Annotated in this window: 21 protein-coding genes and 1 tRNA gene; 19 read left to right on the top strand and 3 right to left on the bottom strand. The window is 40.2% G+C overall.

Annotation, left to right across the window (positions count from 1 at the left end; translation table 11 throughout):
* Positions 1-55: 55 nt before the first annotated feature.
* The 3 genes from purR (at position 56) to pflA (ending at position 3,134) form a co-directional block, all read left to right on the top strand.
* Positions 56-880, top strand: a complete 825-nt coding sequence (gene purR, locus HMPREF2795_RS04265) for a pur operon repressor (RefSeq protein WP_045762704.1) — start codon at positions 56-58, stop codon at positions 878-880.
* 72 nt (positions 881-952) lie between these two features.
* Positions 953-2,206: a diaminopimelate decarboxylase gene (locus HMPREF2795_RS04260; RefSeq protein WP_049528287.1), complete on the top strand. Its 1,254-nt coding sequence runs from the start codon at positions 953-955 to the stop codon at positions 2,204-2,206.
* Positions 2,207-2,339: 133 nt separating this feature from the next.
* Positions 2,340-3,134 (top strand): pyruvate formate-lyase-activating protein, encoded by a 795-nt coding sequence (pflA, locus tag HMPREF2795_RS04255; RefSeq protein WP_075228310.1) that lies wholly within the window; start codon positions 2,340-2,342, stop codon positions 3,132-3,134.
* Positions 3,135-3,217: 83 nt separating this feature from the next.
* On the opposite strand, the gene yidC is transcribed toward pflA, so the two are convergent.
* Positions 3,218-4,144 (bottom strand): membrane protein insertase YidC, encoded by a 927-nt coding sequence (gene yidC, locus HMPREF2795_RS04250; RefSeq protein WP_061863800.1) that lies wholly within the window; start codon positions 4,142-4,144, stop codon positions 3,218-3,220.
* 77 nt (positions 4,145-4,221) lie between these two features.
* Entirely contained in the window at positions 4,222-4,500 is a 279-nt protein-coding gene (locus HMPREF2795_RS04245) for an acylphosphatase (protein WP_001174501.1), read from the bottom strand.
* Between the two features lie 33 nt (positions 4,501-4,533).
* Here HMPREF2795_RS04245 and HMPREF2795_RS04240 point away from each other — a divergent pair, with 33 nt between their 5' ends.
* The 11 genes from HMPREF2795_RS04240 to HMPREF2795_RS04190 all read left to right on the top strand — a co-directional run bounded on the left by HMPREF2795_RS04240 (position 4,534) and on the right by HMPREF2795_RS04190 (position 13,459).
* A complete protein-coding gene (locus tag HMPREF2795_RS04240) occupies positions 4,534-5,274 on the top strand; it encodes a TrmH family RNA methyltransferase (protein ID WP_075228309.1) in 741 nt (246 codons plus the stop codon).
* Between the two features lie 55 nt (positions 5,275-5,329).
* A complete protein-coding gene (locus tag HMPREF2795_RS04235; RefSeq protein ID WP_075228308.1) occupies positions 5,330-6,013 on the top strand; it encodes a Bax inhibitor-1/YccA family protein in 684 nt (227 codons plus the stop codon).
* Between the two features lie 97 nt (positions 6,014-6,110).
* A complete protein-coding gene (gene asnA, locus HMPREF2795_RS04230; protein WP_000747986.1) occupies positions 6,111-7,103 on the top strand; it encodes an aspartate--ammonia ligase in 993 nt (330 codons plus the stop codon).
* A gap of 60 nt (positions 7,104-7,163) precedes the next feature.
* Complete coding sequence (gene rsmD / locus HMPREF2795_RS04225; RefSeq protein ID WP_075228307.1) at positions 7,164-7,703, top strand: 16S rRNA (guanine(966)-N(2))-methyltransferase RsmD; 540 nt, start codon at positions 7,164-7,166, stop codon at positions 7,701-7,703.
* Complete coding sequence (coaD, locus tag HMPREF2795_RS04220; protein ID WP_075228306.1) at positions 7,693-8,181, top strand: pantetheine-phosphate adenylyltransferase; 489 nt, start codon at positions 7,693-7,695, stop codon at positions 8,179-8,181. The genes rsmD and coaD overlap by 11 nt, the downstream gene beginning before the upstream one ends.
* Positions 8,165-9,202 (top strand): SepM family pheromone-processing serine protease, encoded by a 1,038-nt coding sequence (locus HMPREF2795_RS04215; protein WP_075228305.1) that lies wholly within the window; start codon positions 8,165-8,167, stop codon positions 9,200-9,202. Before coaD ends, HMPREF2795_RS04215 begins: the two co-directional genes overlap by 17 nt.
* Before the next feature lie 56 nt (positions 9,203-9,258).
* Positions 9,259-9,489 (top strand): DUF1146 family protein, encoded by a 231-nt coding sequence (locus HMPREF2795_RS04210; RefSeq protein ID WP_000615324.1) that lies wholly within the window; start codon positions 9,259-9,261, stop codon positions 9,487-9,489.
* Positions 9,490-9,514: 25 nt separating this feature from the next.
* Positions 9,515-10,801, top strand: a complete 1,287-nt coding sequence (gene murA, locus HMPREF2795_RS04205; protein WP_075228304.1) for a UDP-N-acetylglucosamine 1-carboxyvinyltransferase — start codon at positions 9,515-9,517, stop codon at positions 10,799-10,801.
* Complete coding sequence (locus tag HMPREF2795_RS04200; RefSeq protein WP_075228303.1) at positions 10,788-10,982, top strand: DNA-directed RNA polymerase subunit beta; 195 nt, start codon at positions 10,788-10,790, stop codon at positions 10,980-10,982. The genes murA and HMPREF2795_RS04200 overlap by 14 nt, the downstream gene beginning before the upstream one ends.
* 62 nt (positions 10,983-11,044) lie before the next feature.
* Positions 11,045-11,875, top strand: coding sequence for a DNA/RNA non-specific endonuclease (locus tag HMPREF2795_RS04195; protein WP_075228302.1), 831 nt, complete (start codon positions 11,045-11,047; stop codon positions 11,873-11,875).
* Positions 11,876-12,127: 252 nt separating this feature from the next.
* A complete protein-coding gene (locus HMPREF2795_RS04190; protein WP_075228301.1) occupies positions 12,128-13,459 on the top strand; it encodes a hemolysin family protein in 1,332 nt (443 codons plus the stop codon).
* A gap of 86 nt (positions 13,460-13,545) precedes the next feature.
* Here HMPREF2795_RS04190 and HMPREF2795_RS04185 read toward each other — a convergent pair.
* A tRNA-Cys gene (locus tag HMPREF2795_RS04185) sits at positions 13,546-13,616 on the bottom strand.
* 181 nt (positions 13,617-13,797) lie between these two features.
* Between HMPREF2795_RS04185 and HMPREF2795_RS04180 the strand changes: the two genes are divergently transcribed.
* From HMPREF2795_RS04180 to HMPREF2795_RS04160, 5 genes are all read left to right on the top strand, one after another.
* Positions 13,798-15,777, top strand: a complete 1,980-nt coding sequence (locus HMPREF2795_RS04180; RefSeq protein ID WP_075228300.1) for a peptide ABC transporter substrate-binding protein — start codon at positions 13,798-13,800, stop codon at positions 15,775-15,777.
* A gap of 65 nt (positions 15,778-15,842) precedes the next feature.
* Complete coding sequence (locus HMPREF2795_RS04175) at positions 15,843-17,339, top strand: ABC transporter permease (protein ID WP_075228299.1); 1,497 nt, start codon at positions 15,843-15,845, stop codon at positions 17,337-17,339.
* Positions 17,339-18,265, top strand: a complete 927-nt coding sequence (gene oppC, locus HMPREF2795_RS04170; RefSeq protein ID WP_075228298.1) for an oligopeptide ABC transporter permease OppC — start codon at positions 17,339-17,341, stop codon at positions 18,263-18,265. Before HMPREF2795_RS04175 ends, oppC begins: the two co-directional genes overlap by 1 nt.
* An 8-nt stretch (positions 18,266-18,273) precedes the next feature.
* Complete coding sequence (locus tag HMPREF2795_RS04165) at positions 18,274-19,341, top strand: ABC transporter ATP-binding protein (RefSeq protein WP_000589653.1); 1,068 nt, start codon at positions 18,274-18,276, stop codon at positions 19,339-19,341.
* Between the two features lie 10 nt (positions 19,342-19,351).
* Positions 19,352-20,278 (top strand): ATP-binding cassette domain-containing protein, encoded by a 927-nt coding sequence (locus tag HMPREF2795_RS04160; protein ID WP_075228297.1) that lies wholly within the window; start codon positions 19,352-19,354, stop codon positions 20,276-20,278.
* The last annotated feature ends 148 nt before the right edge of the window (positions 20,279-20,426 follow it).

The following is a 20,426-nucleotide window of genomic DNA, read 5'->3' as shown; positions in this document are numbered from 1 at the left end:
TAGTTTGCTCTTTGATTTTCATTGAGTATAAATAAAAAAGAATGGTAAAAATATAATGAAATTAAGAAGAAGTGATCGGATGGTTGTCATTTCCAATTACTTGATTAACAATCCATACAAATTAACCAGTCTCAACACCTTTGCGGAAAAGTATGAATCTGCCAAATCGTCTATTTCTGAAGATATCGTCATCATTAAGCGTGCTTTCGAAGAAATTGAAATCGGTCATATTCAAACGGTGACAGGTGCTGGTGGTGGTGTTATTTTTACACCATCGATCTCTACCCTTGAGTCTAAAGCGATTATCGAAGAGCTTCGTGATAAACTTTCAGAGAGTGACCGTATTCTTCCAGGTGGCTACATTTATTTATCTGACCTATTGAGCACTCCAGCTATTTTGAAAAATATCGGTCGCATTATTGCTAAGAGCTTTATGGATCAGAAGATTGATGCCGTTATGACTGTGGCTACCAAAGGGGTTCCGCTTGCAAATGCAGTGGCAAATGTTCTCAATGTTCCATTTGTCATTGTCCGTCGCGACTTGAAAATCACTGAAGGTTCAACTGTTAGTGTCAACTATGTTTCAGGTTCTAGTGACCGTATCGAAAAGATGTTCCTTTCAAAACGTAGCCTCAAAGCAGGAAGTCGTGTCTTGATCGTCGATGACTTCTTGAAGGGTGGAGGAACCATTAACGGGATGATTAGCCTCTTGTCTGAGTTTGATTCAGAGTTGGCAGGTGTAGCTGTCTTTGCTGATAATGCACAGGAAGACCGTGAACAACAGTTCGACTACAAGTCACTCTTGAGAGTCACAAATATTGATGTGAAGAACCAACAAATTGCTGTTGAAGTTGGAAATATCTTCGATACAGAAAAATAAGAATTGACTTGAAATACAAAGGTTGGAACTTTCGTCCCAGCCTTTCTTTGATAATGAATATGAAGGAGTTCTATGAAAACACCATTTATTAAACGTGATGCCTTAGAAAAGATTGTTGAGGAGTTTCCAACCCCATTCCATCTTTACGATGAAAAAGGTATCCGCGAGAAAGCACGCGCAGTAAACAAGGCCTTTTCTTGGAATAAGGGCTTTAAAGAATACTTCGCAGTTAAGGCAACCCCAACCCCAGCTATTTTGAAAATCTTACAAGAAGAAGGGTGTGGAGTGGATTGTTCTAGTTATGTCGAACTCTTGATGAGTCACAAGCTTGGGTTTACAGGGGCGGATATGATGTTCTCGTCTAATAACACCCCAGATAGAGAGTATGCTTATGCGCGAGAATTGGGTGCGACGATTAATTTAGATGCCTTTGAAGATATCGAGCATTTGGAACGTGCAGCAGGCATCCCAGAAATCATCTCTTGCCGTTACAATCCTGGTGGCGTATTTGAACTGGGCACGGACATTATGGATAATCCTGGTGAAGCTAAGTTCGGGATGACTAAGGAACAGCTTTTTGAAGCCTTTGCAATCTTGAAAGAAAAGGGAGCTAAAACCTTTGGGATTCATTCCTTCCTAGCTTCCAATACAGTGACCCATCTCTACTATCCAGAATTAGCACGTCAGCTTTTTGAATTGGCAGTAGAAATCAAGGAAAAGTTAGGTATTTCACTGGATTTTATCAATCTTTCAGGTGGTATCGGGGTTAACTATCGCCCAGATCAAGAACCTAATGACATTGCTTTGATTGGTGAGGGAGTTCGTCAGGTTTATGAAGAGGTTTTGACACCAGCAGGCCTTGGTCAGGTTAAAATCTTTACAGAACTAGGTCGCTTTATGTTGGCACCCCATGGCATTCTAGTTACAAAAGTTACTCATAAAAAGAAAACCTATCGTACTTATCTAGGAGTAGATGCGTCAGCTGTCAATCTTATGAGACCGGCTATGTATGGCGCTTATCACCACATCACCAATATGATGCATCCTGATGGTCAGACTGAAGTAGTTGATGTTGTTGGCTCTCTTTGTGAAAACAACGATAAGTTTGCAGTTAATCGTGAACTACCTCAAACAGAAATTGGTGATTTGTTAGTCATTCATGATACAGGTGCGCATGGCTTCTCTATGGGCTACCAGTACAATGCCAAGCTTCGTTCGGCAGAAATTCTCTATACAGAGGACGGTGGAGCACGCTTGATCCGCCGAGCAGAGCGACCAGAGGATTATTTTGCGACTCTCTATGGCTTTGATTTTGACAAGGATTAATAAATATTTTGAAAATCATGAAAGTTGAAAGTGAAAAACAGATTGTTTTCTAAAAAATAGGCAAAATCTGTGGTTTTTCTTTTCAGTCATGGTATAATAAAGACTATAAAACGTTTTCAAGGAAGGTAACGATATGTCTGAGGAAATAATTGACTATGGACAAGTGACAGGAATGGTGCATTCGACAGAGAGTTTTGGGGCGGTAGATGGCCCTGGAATTCGTTTTATTGTCTTTTTGCAAGGCTGTCAGATGCGTTGCCAATACTGCCATAACCCTGATACTTGGGCTATGGAAACCAATAAATCTCGTGTACGAACAGTAGATGATGTTCTAGAAGAAGCGCTTCGTTATCGTGGTTTCTGGGGAGACAAGGGAGGTATCACAGTCAGCGGAGGAGAAGCCCTCTTGCAGATTGATTTCTTGATTGCCCTCTTTACCAAGGCAAAAGAAAAGGGTATCCACTGTACCTTGGATACTTGTGCCCTTCCATTCCGTAACAAACCACGCTATCTAGAAAAGTTCAACAAGTTAATGGCCGTGACAGACTTGGTTCTCCTTGATATCAAGGAAATCAACGAAGCACAACACAAGATTGTAACCAGTCAAACTAATAAAAACATCTTGGCTTGTGCTCAGTACTTGTCAGAAATCGGTAAACCTGTTTGGATTCGTCACGTGCTAGTGCCAGGATTGACAGACAGAGATGAAGATTTGATTGAACTTGGTAAGTTTGTGAAAACTCTCAAAAATGTTGATAAGTTTGAAATCTTGCCTTATCACACAATGGGTGAGTTCAAATGGCGTGAGCTTGGGATTCCGTATTCCCTTGAAGGAGTTAAACCTCCAACAGCAGAACGTGTTAAGAATGCTAAGGAATTGATGGATACAGAAAGCTATCAAGATTACATGAAACGTGTACATGGATAAAATGAAAGAAGAGGTCGGGATTTTTTCTCGGCCTCTTTTCAACTATAGAAAAGGCTCAGCATTTAAGCTAAGCCTTTTATTTTTTATCTAGAATGTTGCTTTCCAGCATTGCGTTTTTTGTTTTTCTTCTTGTTAGAAGTTGTGATAGCTGTTGCTGGTTCAGGGGTTACATCTTTACGAGTGCTTGAAGTTTTGCTTGCTTTTGGTGGGTTCTTAGCAAATTCTTCACGTACTTTTTTACGAAGTTTTGGACGAACGATGTAGTTGATGATAAATTGTTGAAGGATCATCATGAAACCACCGACAACCCAGTAAAGTGTAACGCTGGCTGGTGAGAAGACAGAGAACACGACAATCATGAGAGGGCTCATATAGAGCATCTTCTTGATCTGTTCTCTTTGAGTTTCATCCTCAACTCCATGTAAAGAAAGGAGTGATTGAAGATAGTAAAGGATACCAGCAAAGGCAACCAAAATCATACTAGGTGAGCCTAGAGGAATTCCTAGGTAGCTTGCTTGGGCAACTCCTTCAGTATGTTGGGCAGCAAAGTAGATAGCAGAGAAGAAAGGCATTTGAATGAGGATAGGGAAACATCCCACGCCGCCAAACATGCTGATGCCGTGCTCTTTTTGAGCAGCAAAGAGAGCTTGTTGAGCTTCTAGTTTTTCTTCTTGAGTTGTTGCTTCTTTCAGGCGAGTCTGATGTGGTTCAAGGACGTGCTTGAGAGCATTCATCTTTTCAGAGTGAAGCGTTGCTTTCCATGATTGGTAGATACCAAGTGGGAGGATAATCAAGCGAACGATAATGGTTACGATGATAATCCCAACACCGAAACCGAGACCTTGATCATTAGCGAAGTATTTGATAGCTTCTCCCATTGGAGCACCCAAGAAATCCCAAACGGGACCAATTGGCTTACCTGTTGCTTTATCGATCTGAACGCAACCTGCCAAGACTAATAGCATAGCCACTCCCATAGCCGAGAGTGCAAAACGTTTAATAGATTTCACTGTTTTTATTCCTTCTTTAAAAATTATACCTTTCTATTCTACTGTTTTTTTGGAAAATATACAATAGTTCTAGAGACCTAATTTGCGACTTTGAAGTCTGAATAAGATGGAAAGTTACTCAATTGAACATCAAGATAGGTTACTTTAGAGAATGGGGTAGGGCCTTTTCGGATCTCTTGGATAAACTTGGCCATGATGGCTGAAGACTCTGCTTGGGCAAGGATTTCAACGGTTCCGTCATCGTTATTCCAGACACGACCCGTAATGCCACCTAGTTCTAGAGCTAGGGTATAGACACCCCAGCGGAAGCCCACTCCTTGGACGCGACCTTGGGCGATCATTTTAACCTTTTGCATACCAAACCTCCTTGATTGTGTTATAATATTTCTATGACTATTATAACCTCTAAAGCCAATTCTGTGGTGAAAAATGCCAAAAAATTGCATCAAAAAAAATATCGGAAAACCTCATATCTGATTGAGGGATGGCATCTGTTTGAAGAAGCTGTTCAGGCAGGTGCAAAGATTGAGAAAATTTTTGCTCTCGCAGAGTATGGAGATAAGCTGGTAGACTATCCTCAGACTGTTTTTGTAACCGAAGAAATCTTGCTCGATTTAGCAGATTCTCAAACGCCTCAGGGTATCGTTGCTATTGTTCAAAAGGAAGAAGAGCAGTTGCCGGATTTGAGCCAAGGCAAGTATCTCTTTTTAGAAGATGTACAGGATCCTGGAAATGTTGGGACCATGATTCGGACGGCAGATGCAGCAGGTTTTTCTGGAGTCATCGTTTCCAGCAAGTCAGCAGATATCTATAGTCTCAAAACGCTTCGCTCCATGCAAGGCAGTCATTTCCATTTGCCGATTTATCGCATGTCTGTTGAAGGGTTTGTGGAACAAGCTAAAAAGAGCGGTTTACCAATTCTGGCAACCACCTTATCACAAAACTCTAAAGATTATCGTGAACTGGATTGCCTAGAAGATTTTGCCTTAGTCATGGGAAATGAAGGTCAAGGGATTAGTCCATTCATGACAGACCAGGCAGACCAATTGGTCCACATCAGCATGAAAGGGCAGGCAGAAAGCCTCAATGTCGCCATTGCTGCAGGTATACTCATGTTTTATTTGAGTTAAATGATTTAATTTTTGTTATAATCAGTAAAAAAAGATTTCATAAGGAGAAAAAGATATGAATCAAACAATTATTCAAGAACGTTCTGGCTTGAATCAATTTTATGCAAAAGTCTATGCTTTTGTAGGGATTGGGATCGCCTTATCTGCACTTGTTTCAGCCTTAATGTTAACAACCTTCCAAGACCTTCTTGTTCAGTTGATGCTTAACGCCCGCATATGGCTAATCGTGACAGGAGTAGTTGAAGTTGCTCTTGTCATTGCAGCCAGTAATATGGCTTATAAAAATAGCCCAGCAGCTCTTCCAATGTTTCTCATCTATTCAGTAGTGAACGGTTTTTCACTGAGTTTCATCGTGTCGCTCTATCTACCAGGAACGGTTCTAACGGCCTTTATTTCCAGCGCAGCTCTCTTCTTTGTCATGGCTATTATTGGAGTTGTGATTAAAAAGGACTTGAGTGGTATCGGACGTGCTTTGATTGGAGCCTTGGTAGGTCTCATCTTGGCTATGATTGTTAATGTATTCTTAAACAGTGGTCTATTCGATTACATTATCAGTATTGTCATGGTTCTTGTTTTTGCAGGTTTGATTGCTTGGGATAACCAAAAGATTCGCTATGTTTATGAAGAATCAAATGGTCAAGTCGCTACAGGTTGGGCAATTTCATTGGCACTTAGTCTCTACCTCGACTTTATCAACCTCTTCCTCAGCTTCTTGCGTATCTTTGGAAGTGACGATTAATACTTTTAGAGCTCAAATGAGCTCTTTTTTTTAATTTTTACTTTTATTTTTACTGGCAAAAGGGTATAATCATCTTATTATTTAGAAGGAGAGATGTATGAAGAAAAGTTTTATCCATCAACAGGAAGAAATTTCCTTTGTAAAAAATACCTTTACTCAGTATTTGAAAGATAAATTAGAAGTTGTGGAAGTGCAGGGGCCAATCTTGAGTAAGGTTGGTGATGGGATGCAGGACAACCTTTCAGGGATTGAACATCCAGTTTCTGTTAAGGTTTTGCAAATCCCAGATGAAACCTATGAAGTGGTGCATTCCCTTGCTAAGTGGAAACGCCATACCTTAGCACGTTTTGGTTTTGGTGAAGGAGAAGGCCTCTTTGTTCACATGAAGGCTCTTCGTCCAGACGAAGATTCCTTAGATGCGACTCACTCAGTCTATGTAGACCAGTGGGACTGGGAAAAAGTTATTCCAAACGGACAGCGCAATCTTGCCTATCTTAAAGAAACGGTAGAAAAGATTTATAAGGCTATTCGTTTGACAGAGTTAGCAGTGGAAGCACGCTATGATATTGAGTCAATCTTGCCTAAGCAAATTACCTTTATCCATACAGAAGAATTGGTAGAACGCTACCCAGACTTGACACCAAAAGAACGTGAAAATGCTATCTGTAAGGAGTTCGGTGCGGTCTTCCTAATTGGTATCGGTGGAGAATTGTCAGATGGAAAACCTCATGACGGACGTGCACCAGACTATGATGACTGGACAACTGAGTCTGAAAATGGCTATCATGGCTTGAATGGGGACATCCTTGTTTGGAATGATAATTTGGGTGCAGCCTTTGAATTGTCTTCAATGGGCATTCGTGTCGATGAAGACACTCTCCGTCGCCAAGTAGCTATCACAGGAGACGAAGACCGTTTAACTTTAGAATGGCATAAGGCTCTCCTAAATGGACTCTTCCCATTGACAATCGGTGGAGGAATCGGACAATCACGCATGGCTATGTTCCTGCTTCGTAAGAAGCATATCGGTGAAGTCCAAACCAGTGTTTGGCCACAAGAAGTGAGAGACACCTACGAAAATATTCTTTAATCAATCGAGCCGTAAGGTTCGATTTTCTTTTTTTGATAAGAATTTGGTATAATATACGGTATGAAAATCGTATCAGGAATCTACGGTGGGCGTCCTTTAAAGACGCTGGACGGTAAAACGACAAGGCCAACATCAGATAAGGTTAGGGGCGCTATTTTCAATATGATTGGTCCCTACTTTGAAGGTGGGCGAGTGCTAGATCTTTATGCTGGCAGTGGTGGTCTATCCATCGAAGCAGTCTCAAGAGGGATGTCCAGTGCAGTACTGGTTGAGAAGGATCGTCGAGCCCAGAATATAGTCGCAGAAAATATCCGAATGACTAAGGAAACCTCTAAATTTCAATTGTTGAAAATGGAATCCAGTCGTGCATTAGAACAGGTTGATGGTGTCTTTGATCTTATTTTTTTGGACCCTCCCTATGCCAAGGAGCAAATCGTGTCAGATATTGAAAAAATGGCAGAGAGAAATCTTTTTTCAGAAGATGTCATGGTGATATGTGAGACCGATAAATCAGTAGAACTTCCAGAAGAAATCGCCTGTTTGGGCATCTGGAAGGAAAAAATATATGGGATTAGTAAGGTGACGGTTTATGTCAGATAAGATTGGGCTATTTACAGGTTCTTTTGATCCGATGACCAATGGACATTTGGATCTCATTGAGCGTGCAAGTAAGCTCTTTGATCAATTGTATGTGGGAATTTTTTATAATCCTCATAAAACAGGATTTTTGGCGATAGAGAGCCGAAAGAAAACTGTTGAAAAAGCAGTGGCCCATCTGAATAATGTCAAAGTCATAGCTTCTCACGATGAATTAGTCGTTGATGTTGCTAGAAGATTAGGTGCAGAGGTCTTGGTGCGTGGCTTGCGTAATGCAACAGATCTTCAGTATGAAGCTAGTTTTGATTTTTACAACCATCAACTAGCGGGAGAAATGGAGACAATCTATCTCCACAGTCGCCCAGAGCATGTATACATCAGCTCTTCGGCTGTGAGAGAACTATTGAAATTTGGTCAAGATATCAGCGGGTATGTACCAAATGCTGTTCTAGAGGAGTTAAACAATGAAGAAAAAAACTAGATGGCCCTTATATCTCATTATTGGGCTCATTATCACTTTTATCGCTTTTACGGTGCCCCTGCCTTATTATATCGAGGTGCCAGGAACTTCTGAAGATATTCGAAAGGTTTTACAAGTTAATAACCAACCTGACCAAGAGGAAGGTTCCTACCAATTTGTGACGGTTGGAGTTAAGCACGCTAGACTGGTTGACTTAGTCTATGCTTGGCTAACACCTTTTACGGACATACATAGTGCCAAAGAGATGACGGGTGGTTCGTCAGATGCAGAATTTATGCGAATCAACCAGTTTTACATGGAAACTTCGCAAAACATGGCTAAATATCAAGGTCTGAAGACGGCTGGTAAGGAAATAGAGCTCAAATATCTGGGTGTCTATGTTTTGACTGTAACAGATAACTCGACTTTCAAGGGGGTTCTCAATATTGCTGACACCGTAACAGCGGTGAATGATAAAACTTTTGAGAGCTCCAAGGAGATGGTTGACTACGTTAATTCTCAAACTCTAGGTGATCAGGTTAAGGTTACCTATGAGGAGGATGGAAAAGTCAAGACTGCCGAAGGAAAGATCATTACTCTAGAAAATGGGAAAAATGGTATCGGAATCGGCTTGATTGACCGCACAGAAGTATCTAGTGATGTACCAATCAAGTTTTCAACTGCAGGCATTGGTGGTCCTAGTGCTGGGATGATGTTTAGTCTATCCATCTATACGCAAATTGCAGATCCCACTCTTCGAAATGGACGCATCATTGCTGGTACAGGAAGTATCGACAGAGATGGGAATGTTGGTGATATTGGTGGAATTGATAAAAAGGTTGTGGCCGCAGCTAAAAAGGGAGCAACTGTATTCTTTGCTCCTAACAATCCAGTAACTGAAGAAGCTAAAAAAGCAAATCCAAATGCCAAGAGTAATTATGACATGGCTGTAGAAGCTGCTGAAATGATTAAAACAGACATGAAGATTGTTCCTGTAAAAACACTTCAGGATGCGATTGACTATTTGAAAAACAATCCCTAAACAGTAGGCGAATCCCTAAACTAGCGTAGAAAAAAAGAAGATGGTATAATAGGCCGATGATTCAATTGTTTTTTACCCTTAGTAGTCATATGTTTTTTGTCTACCTAGTCTTTCAGCTCTTAAAAGATTTGGTCAGATGGGATCAAATTTTGAAGGTGACAAAGGATAATGCGAAGAAGGTTCGACTCTTGGTAGTATTGTGTAGTATCGGTTTAGGATATCTGATTAGTTCCTTTTTTCTGAACCTTTACCAACTTTGGCAAGAAGCAGTTAGAACGTTATTCTAAAATTGTAAGTGAAGGAAAATACTCTATGGAAAAAATTGTAGTTCAAGGTGGCGATAATCGTTTGGTTGGAAGTGTTACCATCGAGGGCGCAAAAAATGCAGTTTTGCCACTACTTGCAGCAACTATTTTAGCAAGTGAAGGAAAAACGGTCTTAAAAAATGTTCCTATTTTATCGGATGTTTTTACCATGAATCAGGTGGTTCGTGGATTAAATGCGAAAGTAGACTTTGATCAAGAAGCCCATATTGTTGAAGTTGATGCTACTGGAGACATCACCGAAGAAGCTCCCTATAAGTATGTCAGCAAGATGCGTGCTTCAATTGTAGTATTGGGGCCAATCTTGGCTCGTGTAGGACATGCTAAAGTTTCGATGCCAGGTGGCTGTACTATCGGTAGTCGCCCTATCGACCTTCACCTAAAGGGACTCGAAGCGATGGGGGCTCAAATTACTCAAACGGCAGGATATATCGAAGCTAAGGCAGAACGCTTGCACGGAGCTCACATTTACATGGACTTCCCAAGTGTAGGTGCCACTCAAAACTTGATGATGGCGGCAACTCTTGCTAACGGTGTGACTGTCATTGAAAATGCTGCGCGTGAACCTGAGATTGTCGACTTGGCTGTTCTCCTAAATAAAATGGGTGCCAAGGTCAAAGGTGCAGGAACAGAAACTGTGACGATTACTGGTGTTGAGCAACTACACGGTGCAACCCACAATGTTGTACAAGACCGTATTGAAGCAGGTACCTTTATGGTAGCAGCTGCTATGACTGGTGGAGATGTCTTGATTCAAGATGCCATCTGGGAACACAATCGTCCCTTGATTGCTAAATTACAGGAAATGGGTGTTGAAGTCATCGATGAGGACGAAGGAATTCGTATTCGTTCTCAACGTGAAAAATTAAAGGCTGTCCACGTTAAGACACTTCCACATCCAGGATTTCCGACAGACATGCAAGCGCAGTTCACTGCTCTAATGACCGTTGCTCAAGGTGAGTCAACTATGGTAGAGACTGTATTTGAGAATCGTTTCCAACATTTAGAGGAAATGCGTCGTATGGGCTTGCACTCTGAAATCATCCGTGATACAGCCCGTATCGTCGGAGGACAGCCTCTCCAAGGTGCAGAAGTTCTATCAACCGACTTACGTGCCAGTGCAGCCTTGATTTTGACAGGCTTGGTGGCTGAAGGCGAAACAGTTGTAGGAAAGCTTGTCCATTTAGATAGAGGTTACTACCGTTTTCATGAAAAATTAGCCCAGTTAGGAGCTAAGATTGAACGGGTAAGTGTGGAAGCTGATGAAGATGAATAAACGATCCAAATATGTCTTACGTCGCTTTATCCTAGTAATTGTAGTATTACTACTAGGATTCTTAGCTCTTGTTATTGGTTTGATGATTGGCTATGGTATTCTAGGAAAAGGTCAAGATCCTTGGGCTATTTTAGCACCAGCAAAATGGCAAGAACTCATCGCAAAATTTACAGGAAAATAGACTGGGAGACCAGTCTTTTTCTAGGAAGTGATTTTTCTAGAAAGTGAAATGAAGGAGAAAGTATGAACAAAAAAACAAGGCAGGCCCTAATTGGCCTCTTGCTCTTTTTGCTCTTGTCAGCAGGAAGCTACTATATTAAACAAATGCAGTCTTCCAACACTGCACCACAAACACAAGTAAAACAAAAATCACAGTCGTCTGATACTCCAAGTCAAGAACTGGCAGAAAGTGTCCTAACAGATTCGGTTAAAAAACAAATTAAGGGTACGCTAGAGTGGAATGGCGCAGGAGCCTTTATCGTCAATAACAATAAAACCAATCTAGACGCCAAGGTTTCAAGTAAACCCTATGCGGATAACAAGACAAAAACGGTAGGAGGAGAGACAGTTCCCACAGTAGCGAATGCAATCATGTCAAAAGCAACAAGGCAGTACAAGGACCGTGAAGAAACTGGCAATGGTTCAACATCTTGGACGCCTGCGGGTTGGCATCAGGTTAAGAACCTAAAAGGGAGCTATAATCACGCAGTTGATAGAGGTCACTTGTTAGGCTATGCCTTGATAGGTGGCTTAGATGGCTTCGATGCTTCTACCAGCAATCCTAAAAACATTGCCGTACAGACAGCTTGGGCCAACCAAGCGCGTGCAGAAGATTCCACAGGCCAAAACTACTATGAAAGTCTGGTTCGAAAAGCTCTGGATCAAAACAAACGAGTGCGTTACCGTGTGACGTTACTCTATGCGTCTGTGGAAGACTTGGTGCCGTCCGCATCGCAGATTGAAGCTAAGTCCTCTGACGGAGAATTGGAGTTTAATGTCGTGATTCCAAATGTCCAAAAGGGAATTCAGTTAGATTACCGAACAGGTGAGGTCACAGTCACAAAAGCTAACTAATTGTTCAAGAGGTTGAGGGAAAATCCCAACCTCGTTTTTTATTAGTCATGAACTGTTGACACGATTGCTTGTTTTTTGCACTTCTGATTTTAAAGAGATTTTTTGAAGATTCACAAGGCTGGAACTAGGGCGTCGGGACTTGGATTGCAGCTCTCTATTCAGCGACCCTTTATCATAGAAATTGAAAATTAATGTGTAGAAATTGGAAAATATGGTATAATAGTTTCAATTATACTTTTTAGGAGAAGGAAAATGGAAGACCCGAGCAGTCAGGATTTGTTACTGCAATTTGTTTTATTAGTTGTTTTGACCTTTTTAAATGCCTTTTTCTCTGCAACAGAAATGGCCATGGTTTCACTTAGTCGTTCACGTGTTGAGCAAAAAGCTGAGGAGGGGGATAAACGCTATATCCGTTTACTAAAGGTACTTGAAAACCCGAATCACTTTTTATCAACCATTCAAGTTGGTATCACCTTAATTACGATCTTGTCAGGGGCTAAACTAGCAGATTCACTTGGAGAGTTGATCGCCTCTTGGATGGGAAATAGCGAAACTGCCTATGCGGTAGCTAGCTTCTTATCATTAGCTTTCTTGACTTATATTTCTATTGTTTTTGGCGAGCTTTATCCAAAGCGAATTGCTCTAAATCTTAAGGATGCCTTGGCTATCCGAACAGTACCGTTTATTATTGCTCTTGGTAAGATTGTGAGTCCCTTCGTTTGGATGCTCTCAGCATCAACTAATCTCTTGAGTCAATTGACACCGATGACATTTGATGATGCGGACGAAAAAATGACTCGTGATGAGATTGAGTACATGTTGTCTAAGAGTGAAGAAACCTTGGATGCTGATGAAATTGAAATGTTACAAGGGATTTTCTCGCTAGATGAGCTCATGGCACGTGAAGTCATGGTTCCTCGAACCGATGCTTTCATGGTAGATATTCAAGATGACACTCAGACCATTATCCAAAGTATCTTAAAACAGAATTTTTCTCGTATTCCTGTTTATGATGGAGATAAGGATAATGTTATTGGATTGATTCATACTAAGAGTCTTCTTAAAGAAGCCTTTGCCAGCGGTTTTGACAATATTGTCTGGAAGCGAATCTTACAAGATCCACTCTTTGTACCTGAGACCATTTTTGTGGATGATTTATTAAAAGAGTTTAGAAATACTCAAAGACAGATGGCTATCCTTCTGGATGAGTATGGAGGTATGGCTGGTCTAGTTACGCTGGAGGATCTCCTTGAGGAGATTGTCGGTGAAATTGATGATGAAACTGACCGCGCTGAAGTTTATGTTCATACAATTGGCGAAGATACCTATATCGTCCAAGGGACAATGAATTTAAATGACTTTAATGCTTACTTTGATGTTGAACTTGAAAGTGATGATGTAGATACAATCGCTGGTTACTATTTGACCGGTGTGGGAACTATTCCAACATCAGAAAAACTTAGCTATGAGTTAGAAAGTAGCAATAAGCATATCACCCTAACTAATGATAAGGTCAAAAATGGACGTGTAACCAAGCTTAAGGTTCAAATTCAAGAACTTGAATCAGAAGAAGAAACAGAATAAAACAAAAGCTTTATCAGAGCAGAACTGATAAAGCTTTTCTAGTAGTTAAAAAGAAAAGACTCCTGTAGGAGCCTTTGATAATATAGAGGCGGTAGACGGATTTGAACCGACGATCAAGCTTTTGCAGAGCCGTGCCTTACCACTTGGCTATACCGCCTTAACTTTTATTATTATACCTTTTAAATTAAATCTCGTCAATAGTTTCTTTTCTGAAAATGTAAGTTTTCCTGCTTTCAAAGGCATGCGACAAAATATTCTGAAAATTCGTTTACTTTTGAAAGGGAGTGTGGTATAATTAACAGTATCTCATTAATTTTATATAGAGGAGTTAACTAAACATGAAAAAAAGTCGGATTTTTGCGGTAGCAGGGGTTGCCCTACTCGCAACAGGCGTTCTCGCAGCTTGTGGTTCTTCAAAATCATCAAATGCTGAAGCACCAAAAGCCTATGGCTATACTTATACTGCTGACCCAGAAACATTGGACTACCTTATCTCTGGGAAACAAAGTACTAAAGTTGCCACTTCAAACGGTATCGATGGACTCTTTACAAATGATAAGTATGGTAACCTTACTCCTGCAGTCGCTGAAGACTGGTCAGTGTCTCAAGATGGATTAACATACACTTATAAGATTCGTAAAGGTGTAAAATGGTTAACATCTGATGGTGAAGAATATGCAGAAGTAACTGCAAATGACTTTGTTACAGGTTTGAAACACGCAGCCGACAATAAATCAGCCGCTCTTTACCTAGCACAAAATTCTGTAAAAGGATTGGCTGACTATGTGTCAGGGACTAATACGGACTTTTCTGCAGTAGGTGTTAAAGCTGTTGATGATTACACTCTTCAATATACATTGAACCAACCTGAACCATACTGGAACTCTAAATTGTCTTACGCAATCTTCTGGCCTTTGAACGCAGAGTTTGAAAAATCAAAAGGTAAAGACTTTGGTAAGGCAACAGACCCAACATCATTGCTTTACAATGGACCTTTCTTGCTTAAAGGGTTGACGGCTAAGTCTTCTATCGAATTTGCGAAGAATGAACAGTATTGGGATAAAGATAATGTTCACATCGATACTGTAACACTTGCTTATTATGATGGTTCAGACCAAGAGTCACTTGAGCGTAACTTTACAAATGGAGCCTACAGTTATGCCCGTCTCTTCCCTACTAGCTCAAACTATTCTAAGGTAGCAGAAACATATAAAGACAATATTTACTATACTCCACAAGGAGCTGGTATTGCTGGTTTGGGTGTTAATATTGACCGTCAAAGCTATAAGTACACATCAAAAACAACTGACGAAGAAAAAACATCTACTAAGAAAGCCCTTCTCAACAAAGACTTCCGTCAAGCTTTGAACTTTGCTTTTGATCGTACTGCTTATTCAGCTCAGCTAAATGGTAAGGATGGAGCAGCCCTTGCTGTCCGTAACCTCTTCGTAAAACCAGAATTTGTTTCAGCAGGTGAAAAAACATTTGGTGACTTGGTCACTGAGAAAGTTGTTTCTTATGGTGATGAGTGGAAAGATGTAAACTTTGCAGATGCTCAAGATGGACTTTATAATGCTGATAAAGCTAAAGCAGAACTAGCTAAAGCTAAAAAAGACCTTGAAGCAGATGGTGTAAAATTCCCAATCCACTTGGATATTCCAGTTGACCAAACAGCTAAAAACTATATCGCTCGTATCCAATCATTTAAACAATCTGTTGAGACCGCTTTGGGCACAGATAATGTAGTTATCGATATCCAACAAATCACTACAGATGAATTACACAATATCACATACTACGCTGCTAGTGCGGCAGCAGAGGATTGGGATATTTCAGGTGCAGTTGGATGGAATCCAGACTATGATGATCCATCAACTTACCTTGATATCTTGAAAACAACTAATAGTGAAACAACTAAGACCTACATGGGCTATGACAATCCATCAAACCCAGCGGTTGCTCAAGTTGGTTTGAAAGAATATGATAAATTAGTTGACGAAGCTGGAAATGAAACAACCGATCTTAACAAACGTTATGAGAAATATGCAGCAGCTCAAGCTTGGTTGACAGATAGCTCACTCTTCCTTCCAGCTATGTCTTCTTCAGGAGCAGCACCAGTTATTTCTCGTGTAGTACCATTCTCAGCCTCTTACACTCAATCTGGTGATAAAGGTTCAGATGTATACTTCAAGTACCTTAAATTGCAAGCTAACACTGTAACAACCAAAGAGTACAAAGAAGCTCGTGAAAAATGGCTCAAAGAAAAAGCTGAATCAAACGAAAAAGCTCAAAAAGAGTTAGCGAGTCATGTGAAATAAATAATGCTCATCAGAACTTTCTCTCCTAAAGGAGAAGGTTCTTTTGGGATTTTAAAGGAAATAATATGAAAAAATATGTTTTTATGCGTATCTTGCGGTCGTTGGTTTCTATTTTCTTAGTAACGACCTTGATTTACACAATCATCTATACGATGGTTCCACGGAAGTTGATCTTCAAACAAGATACTAACTACAATAAAATTGCGACAACGGCTGATAAACGAGATAACTATGAAAATACTGTCTTTGAGCGTATGGGTTATATCGAATATTACGATACGAAAGAGTTGCAGGAAAAAGCTAGTAGCATTGACTCTTCTGTTACAGTAGATGCAAATGATACAAATAAAGCAATCTATGAAAAATATATCCAACAACTTGGGAATGGTTGGACTCTAGGTGAGTTTACAGAGAGTGGACAATTCTACGCTACACGTGAAATTCCTATTTTTGAGCGTGTGTTCAAATTCTATGCAAACTTGCTTGATATTGACCATACAAACAAGATTCAAGACCCAGAAAATCCAAACTTAGAGCGTTATTTGCGTTTTGAGAATGACCCTGCTATCGGCTGGTCTCTTGTGGGTTCAGGTACTAAACATAAATACCTCTTGTACTTCAATAGTCAGTTCCCATTTGTTCACCAAAACTTTGTCAACTTGAACCTAGGAGATTCTTACCCAACATACGCTAACACTCCTGTACTTCAGGTTATTACACAAGGACAAGGACAAACAAAGACTTCTGAAGTCCAATTCCCAACTGGTAAGAAAACATCATCAGTCAATATCTACTCAAGAACTTATAAATCTCCGAGTCAAGCTGATGCTCGTGAAGTAGCCAACTACGGTAAAGATGATCCATATACTGCAACTGAGAGCAACTATCAGTACCCATCTATGATAGCAAGTTCTGCTATCACTGGTTTGATTGGTCTTTCGATTTCATACGCGATTGCGATTCCTCTTGGTTCAGCAATGGCTCGTTTCAAAAACACTTGGATCGATAGTTTCTCTACAGGGACTCTAACGTTCTTGTTGGCTCTTCCAACGATTGCCCTAGTTTATATTATTCGTTTGATTGGTTCTTCAATCGGCTTCCCAGACTCATTCCCAATCTTGGGTGCTGGTGATTGGCGTTCTTATGTCCTTCCTGCAGTGATTCTGGGCTTGCTAGGAGCACCTACTATGGCGATTTGGATTCGCCGTTATATGATTGACTTGCAATCACAAGATTTCGTTCGTTTTGCTCGTGCTAAAGGTTTGTCTGAGAAAGAGATTTCTGATAAGCACATCTTTAAAAATGCTATGGTACCACTCGTTTCTGGTATCCCAGGCTCAATTATTGGTGTTATTGGTGGAGCAACTCTTACTGAAACAGTCTTCGCCTTCCCAGGTATGGGTAAAATGTTGATCGACTCTGTAAAAGCTTCAAACAATAATATGGTAGTTGGTCTCGTCTTTATCTTCACTTGTGTTTCAATCTTCTCAAACCTTATCGGAGATATTTGGATGACCATTATTGACCCACGTATTAAATTGACAGAGAAAGGAGGCAAATAATGTCTACAATTAGTAATGAAAAATTTCAGTTTGTAAAACGTGATGATTATGCCTCTGAAGCAATTGATGCTCCTGCCTATTCATACTGGGGTTCTGTTTTTAGACAGTTTTTGAAGAAAAAATCAACAGTAATCATGCTAGGTATCTTGATTGCGGTTGTTTTGATGAGTTTCATTTACCCAATGTTCTCTGATTTTGACTTCAATGATGTAAGTAAGGTAAATGATTTTAGCGCTCGTTACATTAAGCCAAATGCTGAGCATTGGTTTGGTACAGATAGTAATGGTAAATCTCTCTTTGATGGTGTCTGGTTTGGAGCTCGTAACTCTATCTTGATTTCTGTCATTGCGACCTTTGTCAACCTTTTTATCGGTGTTGTCATTGGTGGAATTTGGGGGATCTCAAAATCAGTTGACCGTATCATGATGGAAGTCTACAACGTTATCAACAATATCCCATCACTTTTGATTGTTATTGTTTTGACTTACTCTATCGGTGCAGGTTTCTGGAATTTGATCTTTGCCATGAGTGTAACCACTTGGATTGGTGTCGCCCATTCAATTCGTATCCAAATGTTACGTTACCGTGATTTAGAGTACAACCTTGCTTCACGTACCTTGGGAACACCAAGTTACAAAATTATTATGAAAAACATTATGCCACAATTGGTATCTGTTATTGTTACGAGTACGTCGCAAATGCTTCCAGCCTTTATCTCATATGAAGCTTTCCTTTCATTCTTTGGACTTGGATTGCCAATCACAGTACCAAGTTTAGGACGTTTGATTTCAGATTATTCTCAGAACGTAACAACCAATGCATACCTCTTCTGGATTCCATTGACAACTTTGGTCTTGGTATCCTTGTCACTGTTCGTTGTTGGTCAAAACCTAGCGGATGCTAGTGATCCACGTACACATAGATAGGAGTAGACATGATAAAAGGAAAAAATGTAATTTTGACTGCTCAAGATATTGTCGTGGAATTTGATGTTCGTGACAAGATTTTGACAGCTATTCGAGGTGTCTCCATCGACCTGATTGAGGGAGAGGTCCTCGCGTTAGTTGGGGAGTCAGGTTCAGGTAAATCAGTTTTGACAAAAACATTCACAGGAATGTTGGAAGAAAATGGTCGTATTGCACAAGGTAGTATTAATTACCGAGGACAAGATTTGACAACCTTATCTTCTCATAAAGAATGGGAAAGTATTCGTGGTGCAAAGATTGCAACTATCTTCCAAGATCCGATGACCAGTCTAGACCCTATCAAGACAATCGGAAGTCAAATCACAGAAGTTATTATTAAACACCAAGGCAAGACAGCTCAAGAAGCTAAAGAGATGGCTATCGACTATATGAACAAGGTTGGTATCCCGGATGCTGAGAGACGTTTTGATGAATACCCATTCCAGTATTCTGGAGGAATGCGTCAACGTATCGTTATCGCGATTGCTCTTGCTTGTCGTCCAGACATTCTTATCTGTGATGAGCCTACAACAGCTCTTGATGTGACCATTCAAGCACAGATCATTGACTTGTTGAAATCACTTCAACACGAATACCACTTTACAACAATCTTCATCACTCACGACCTAGGTGTCGTAGCAAGTATCGCTGATAAAGTTGCAGTTATGTATGCTGGTGAAATCGTCGAGTATGGTACTGTTGAAGAAATCTTCTACGACCCACGTCACCCATATACATGGAGCCTCTTGTCAAGCTTGCCTCAACTTGCGGATGACAAAGGTGAATTGTACTCAATCCCTGGAACACCCCCATCGCTCTATACTGAATTGAAGGGAGATGCTTTTGCTCTTCGTTCAGACTATGCGATGAAGATTGATTTCGAAGAAAAAGCACCTCAGTTTGCAGTATCAGATACTCATTGGGCGAAAACATGGTTGCTTCATGAACAGGCTCCAAAAGTTTCAAAACCAGCAGTGATTGAAGACTTACACGATAAAATTCGTGAAAAGATGGGCTTTGCTCATCTTGAGGACTAGGAGGAAGGAAATGTCTGAAAAATTAGTAGAAATTAAAGACTTAGAAATTTCCTTCGGTGAAGGAAGCAAAAAGTTTGTCGCTGTTAAAAATGCGAACTTCTTTATCAACAAAGGAGAAACTTTCTCACTTGTTGGAGAGTCTGGTAGTGGTAAGACAACAATTGGTCGTGCTATCATCGGTCTTAATGATACCAGCAAAGGTGATATCATCTTTGAAGGTCAAAAAATTAATGGTAAAAAATCACGTGAACAAGCTTCGGAATTAATCCGTCGAATCCAAATGATTTTCCAAGACCCTGCTGCAAGTTTGAATGAACGTGCAACGGTTGATTATATCATTTCTGAAGGTCTTTATAACTACCATTTATTTAAAGATGAAGAAGAAAGAAAAGAAAAAGTTCAAAATATCATTCGTGAAGTGGGACTTTTGGCTGAACACTTGACACGTTACCCACATGAGTTTTCAGGTGGACAACGTCAACGTATCGGGATTGCCCGTGCCTTGGTTATGCAACCTGACTTCGTTATTGCGGATGAGCCAATTTCAGCCTTGGACGTTTCAGTACGTGCCCAAGTTTTGAACTTGCTCAAGAAATTCCAAAAGGAATTAGGATTGACTTATCTCTTTATCGCCCACGATTTGTCAGTAGTTCGTTTCATCTCTGATCGTATCGCGGTAATTTATAAGGGTGTTATTGTTGAAGTGGCTGAAACTGAAGAATTGTTTAACAATCCAGTTCATCCATACACGCAAGCACTTCTATCAGCTGTTCCTATTCCAGACCCAATCTTGGAACGTAAAAAAGTTTTGAAAGTCTATGATCCAGATCAACATGACTATGAAACTGATAAACCTTCTATGGTAGAAATTCGTCCAGGTCACTATGTTTGGGCAAACCAAGCTGAGTTGGAACGCTATAAAAAAGATTTGAAATAAGAAAGAGTTTTGTAATCTTGGTAGAACAATTCTATTAAGGTTATGAAACTTTTTTATTTTGTAAAAAACACTAGTTTAAAGATAAACAACTACATACCCGATAACATGCTAATGCTCAATGAAAATCAAAGAGCAAACTAGGAAGCTA

The sequence above is a fragment of the Streptococcus sp. HMSC056C01 genome (genome assembly GCF_001811305.1).
In the GTDB taxonomy this organism is placed as follows: domain Bacteria; phylum Bacillota; class Bacilli; order Lactobacillales; family Streptococcaceae; genus Streptococcus.
Note: the sequence above shows the minus strand (reverse complement) of the source record. Positions and strands in the feature narration are given on the sequence as shown.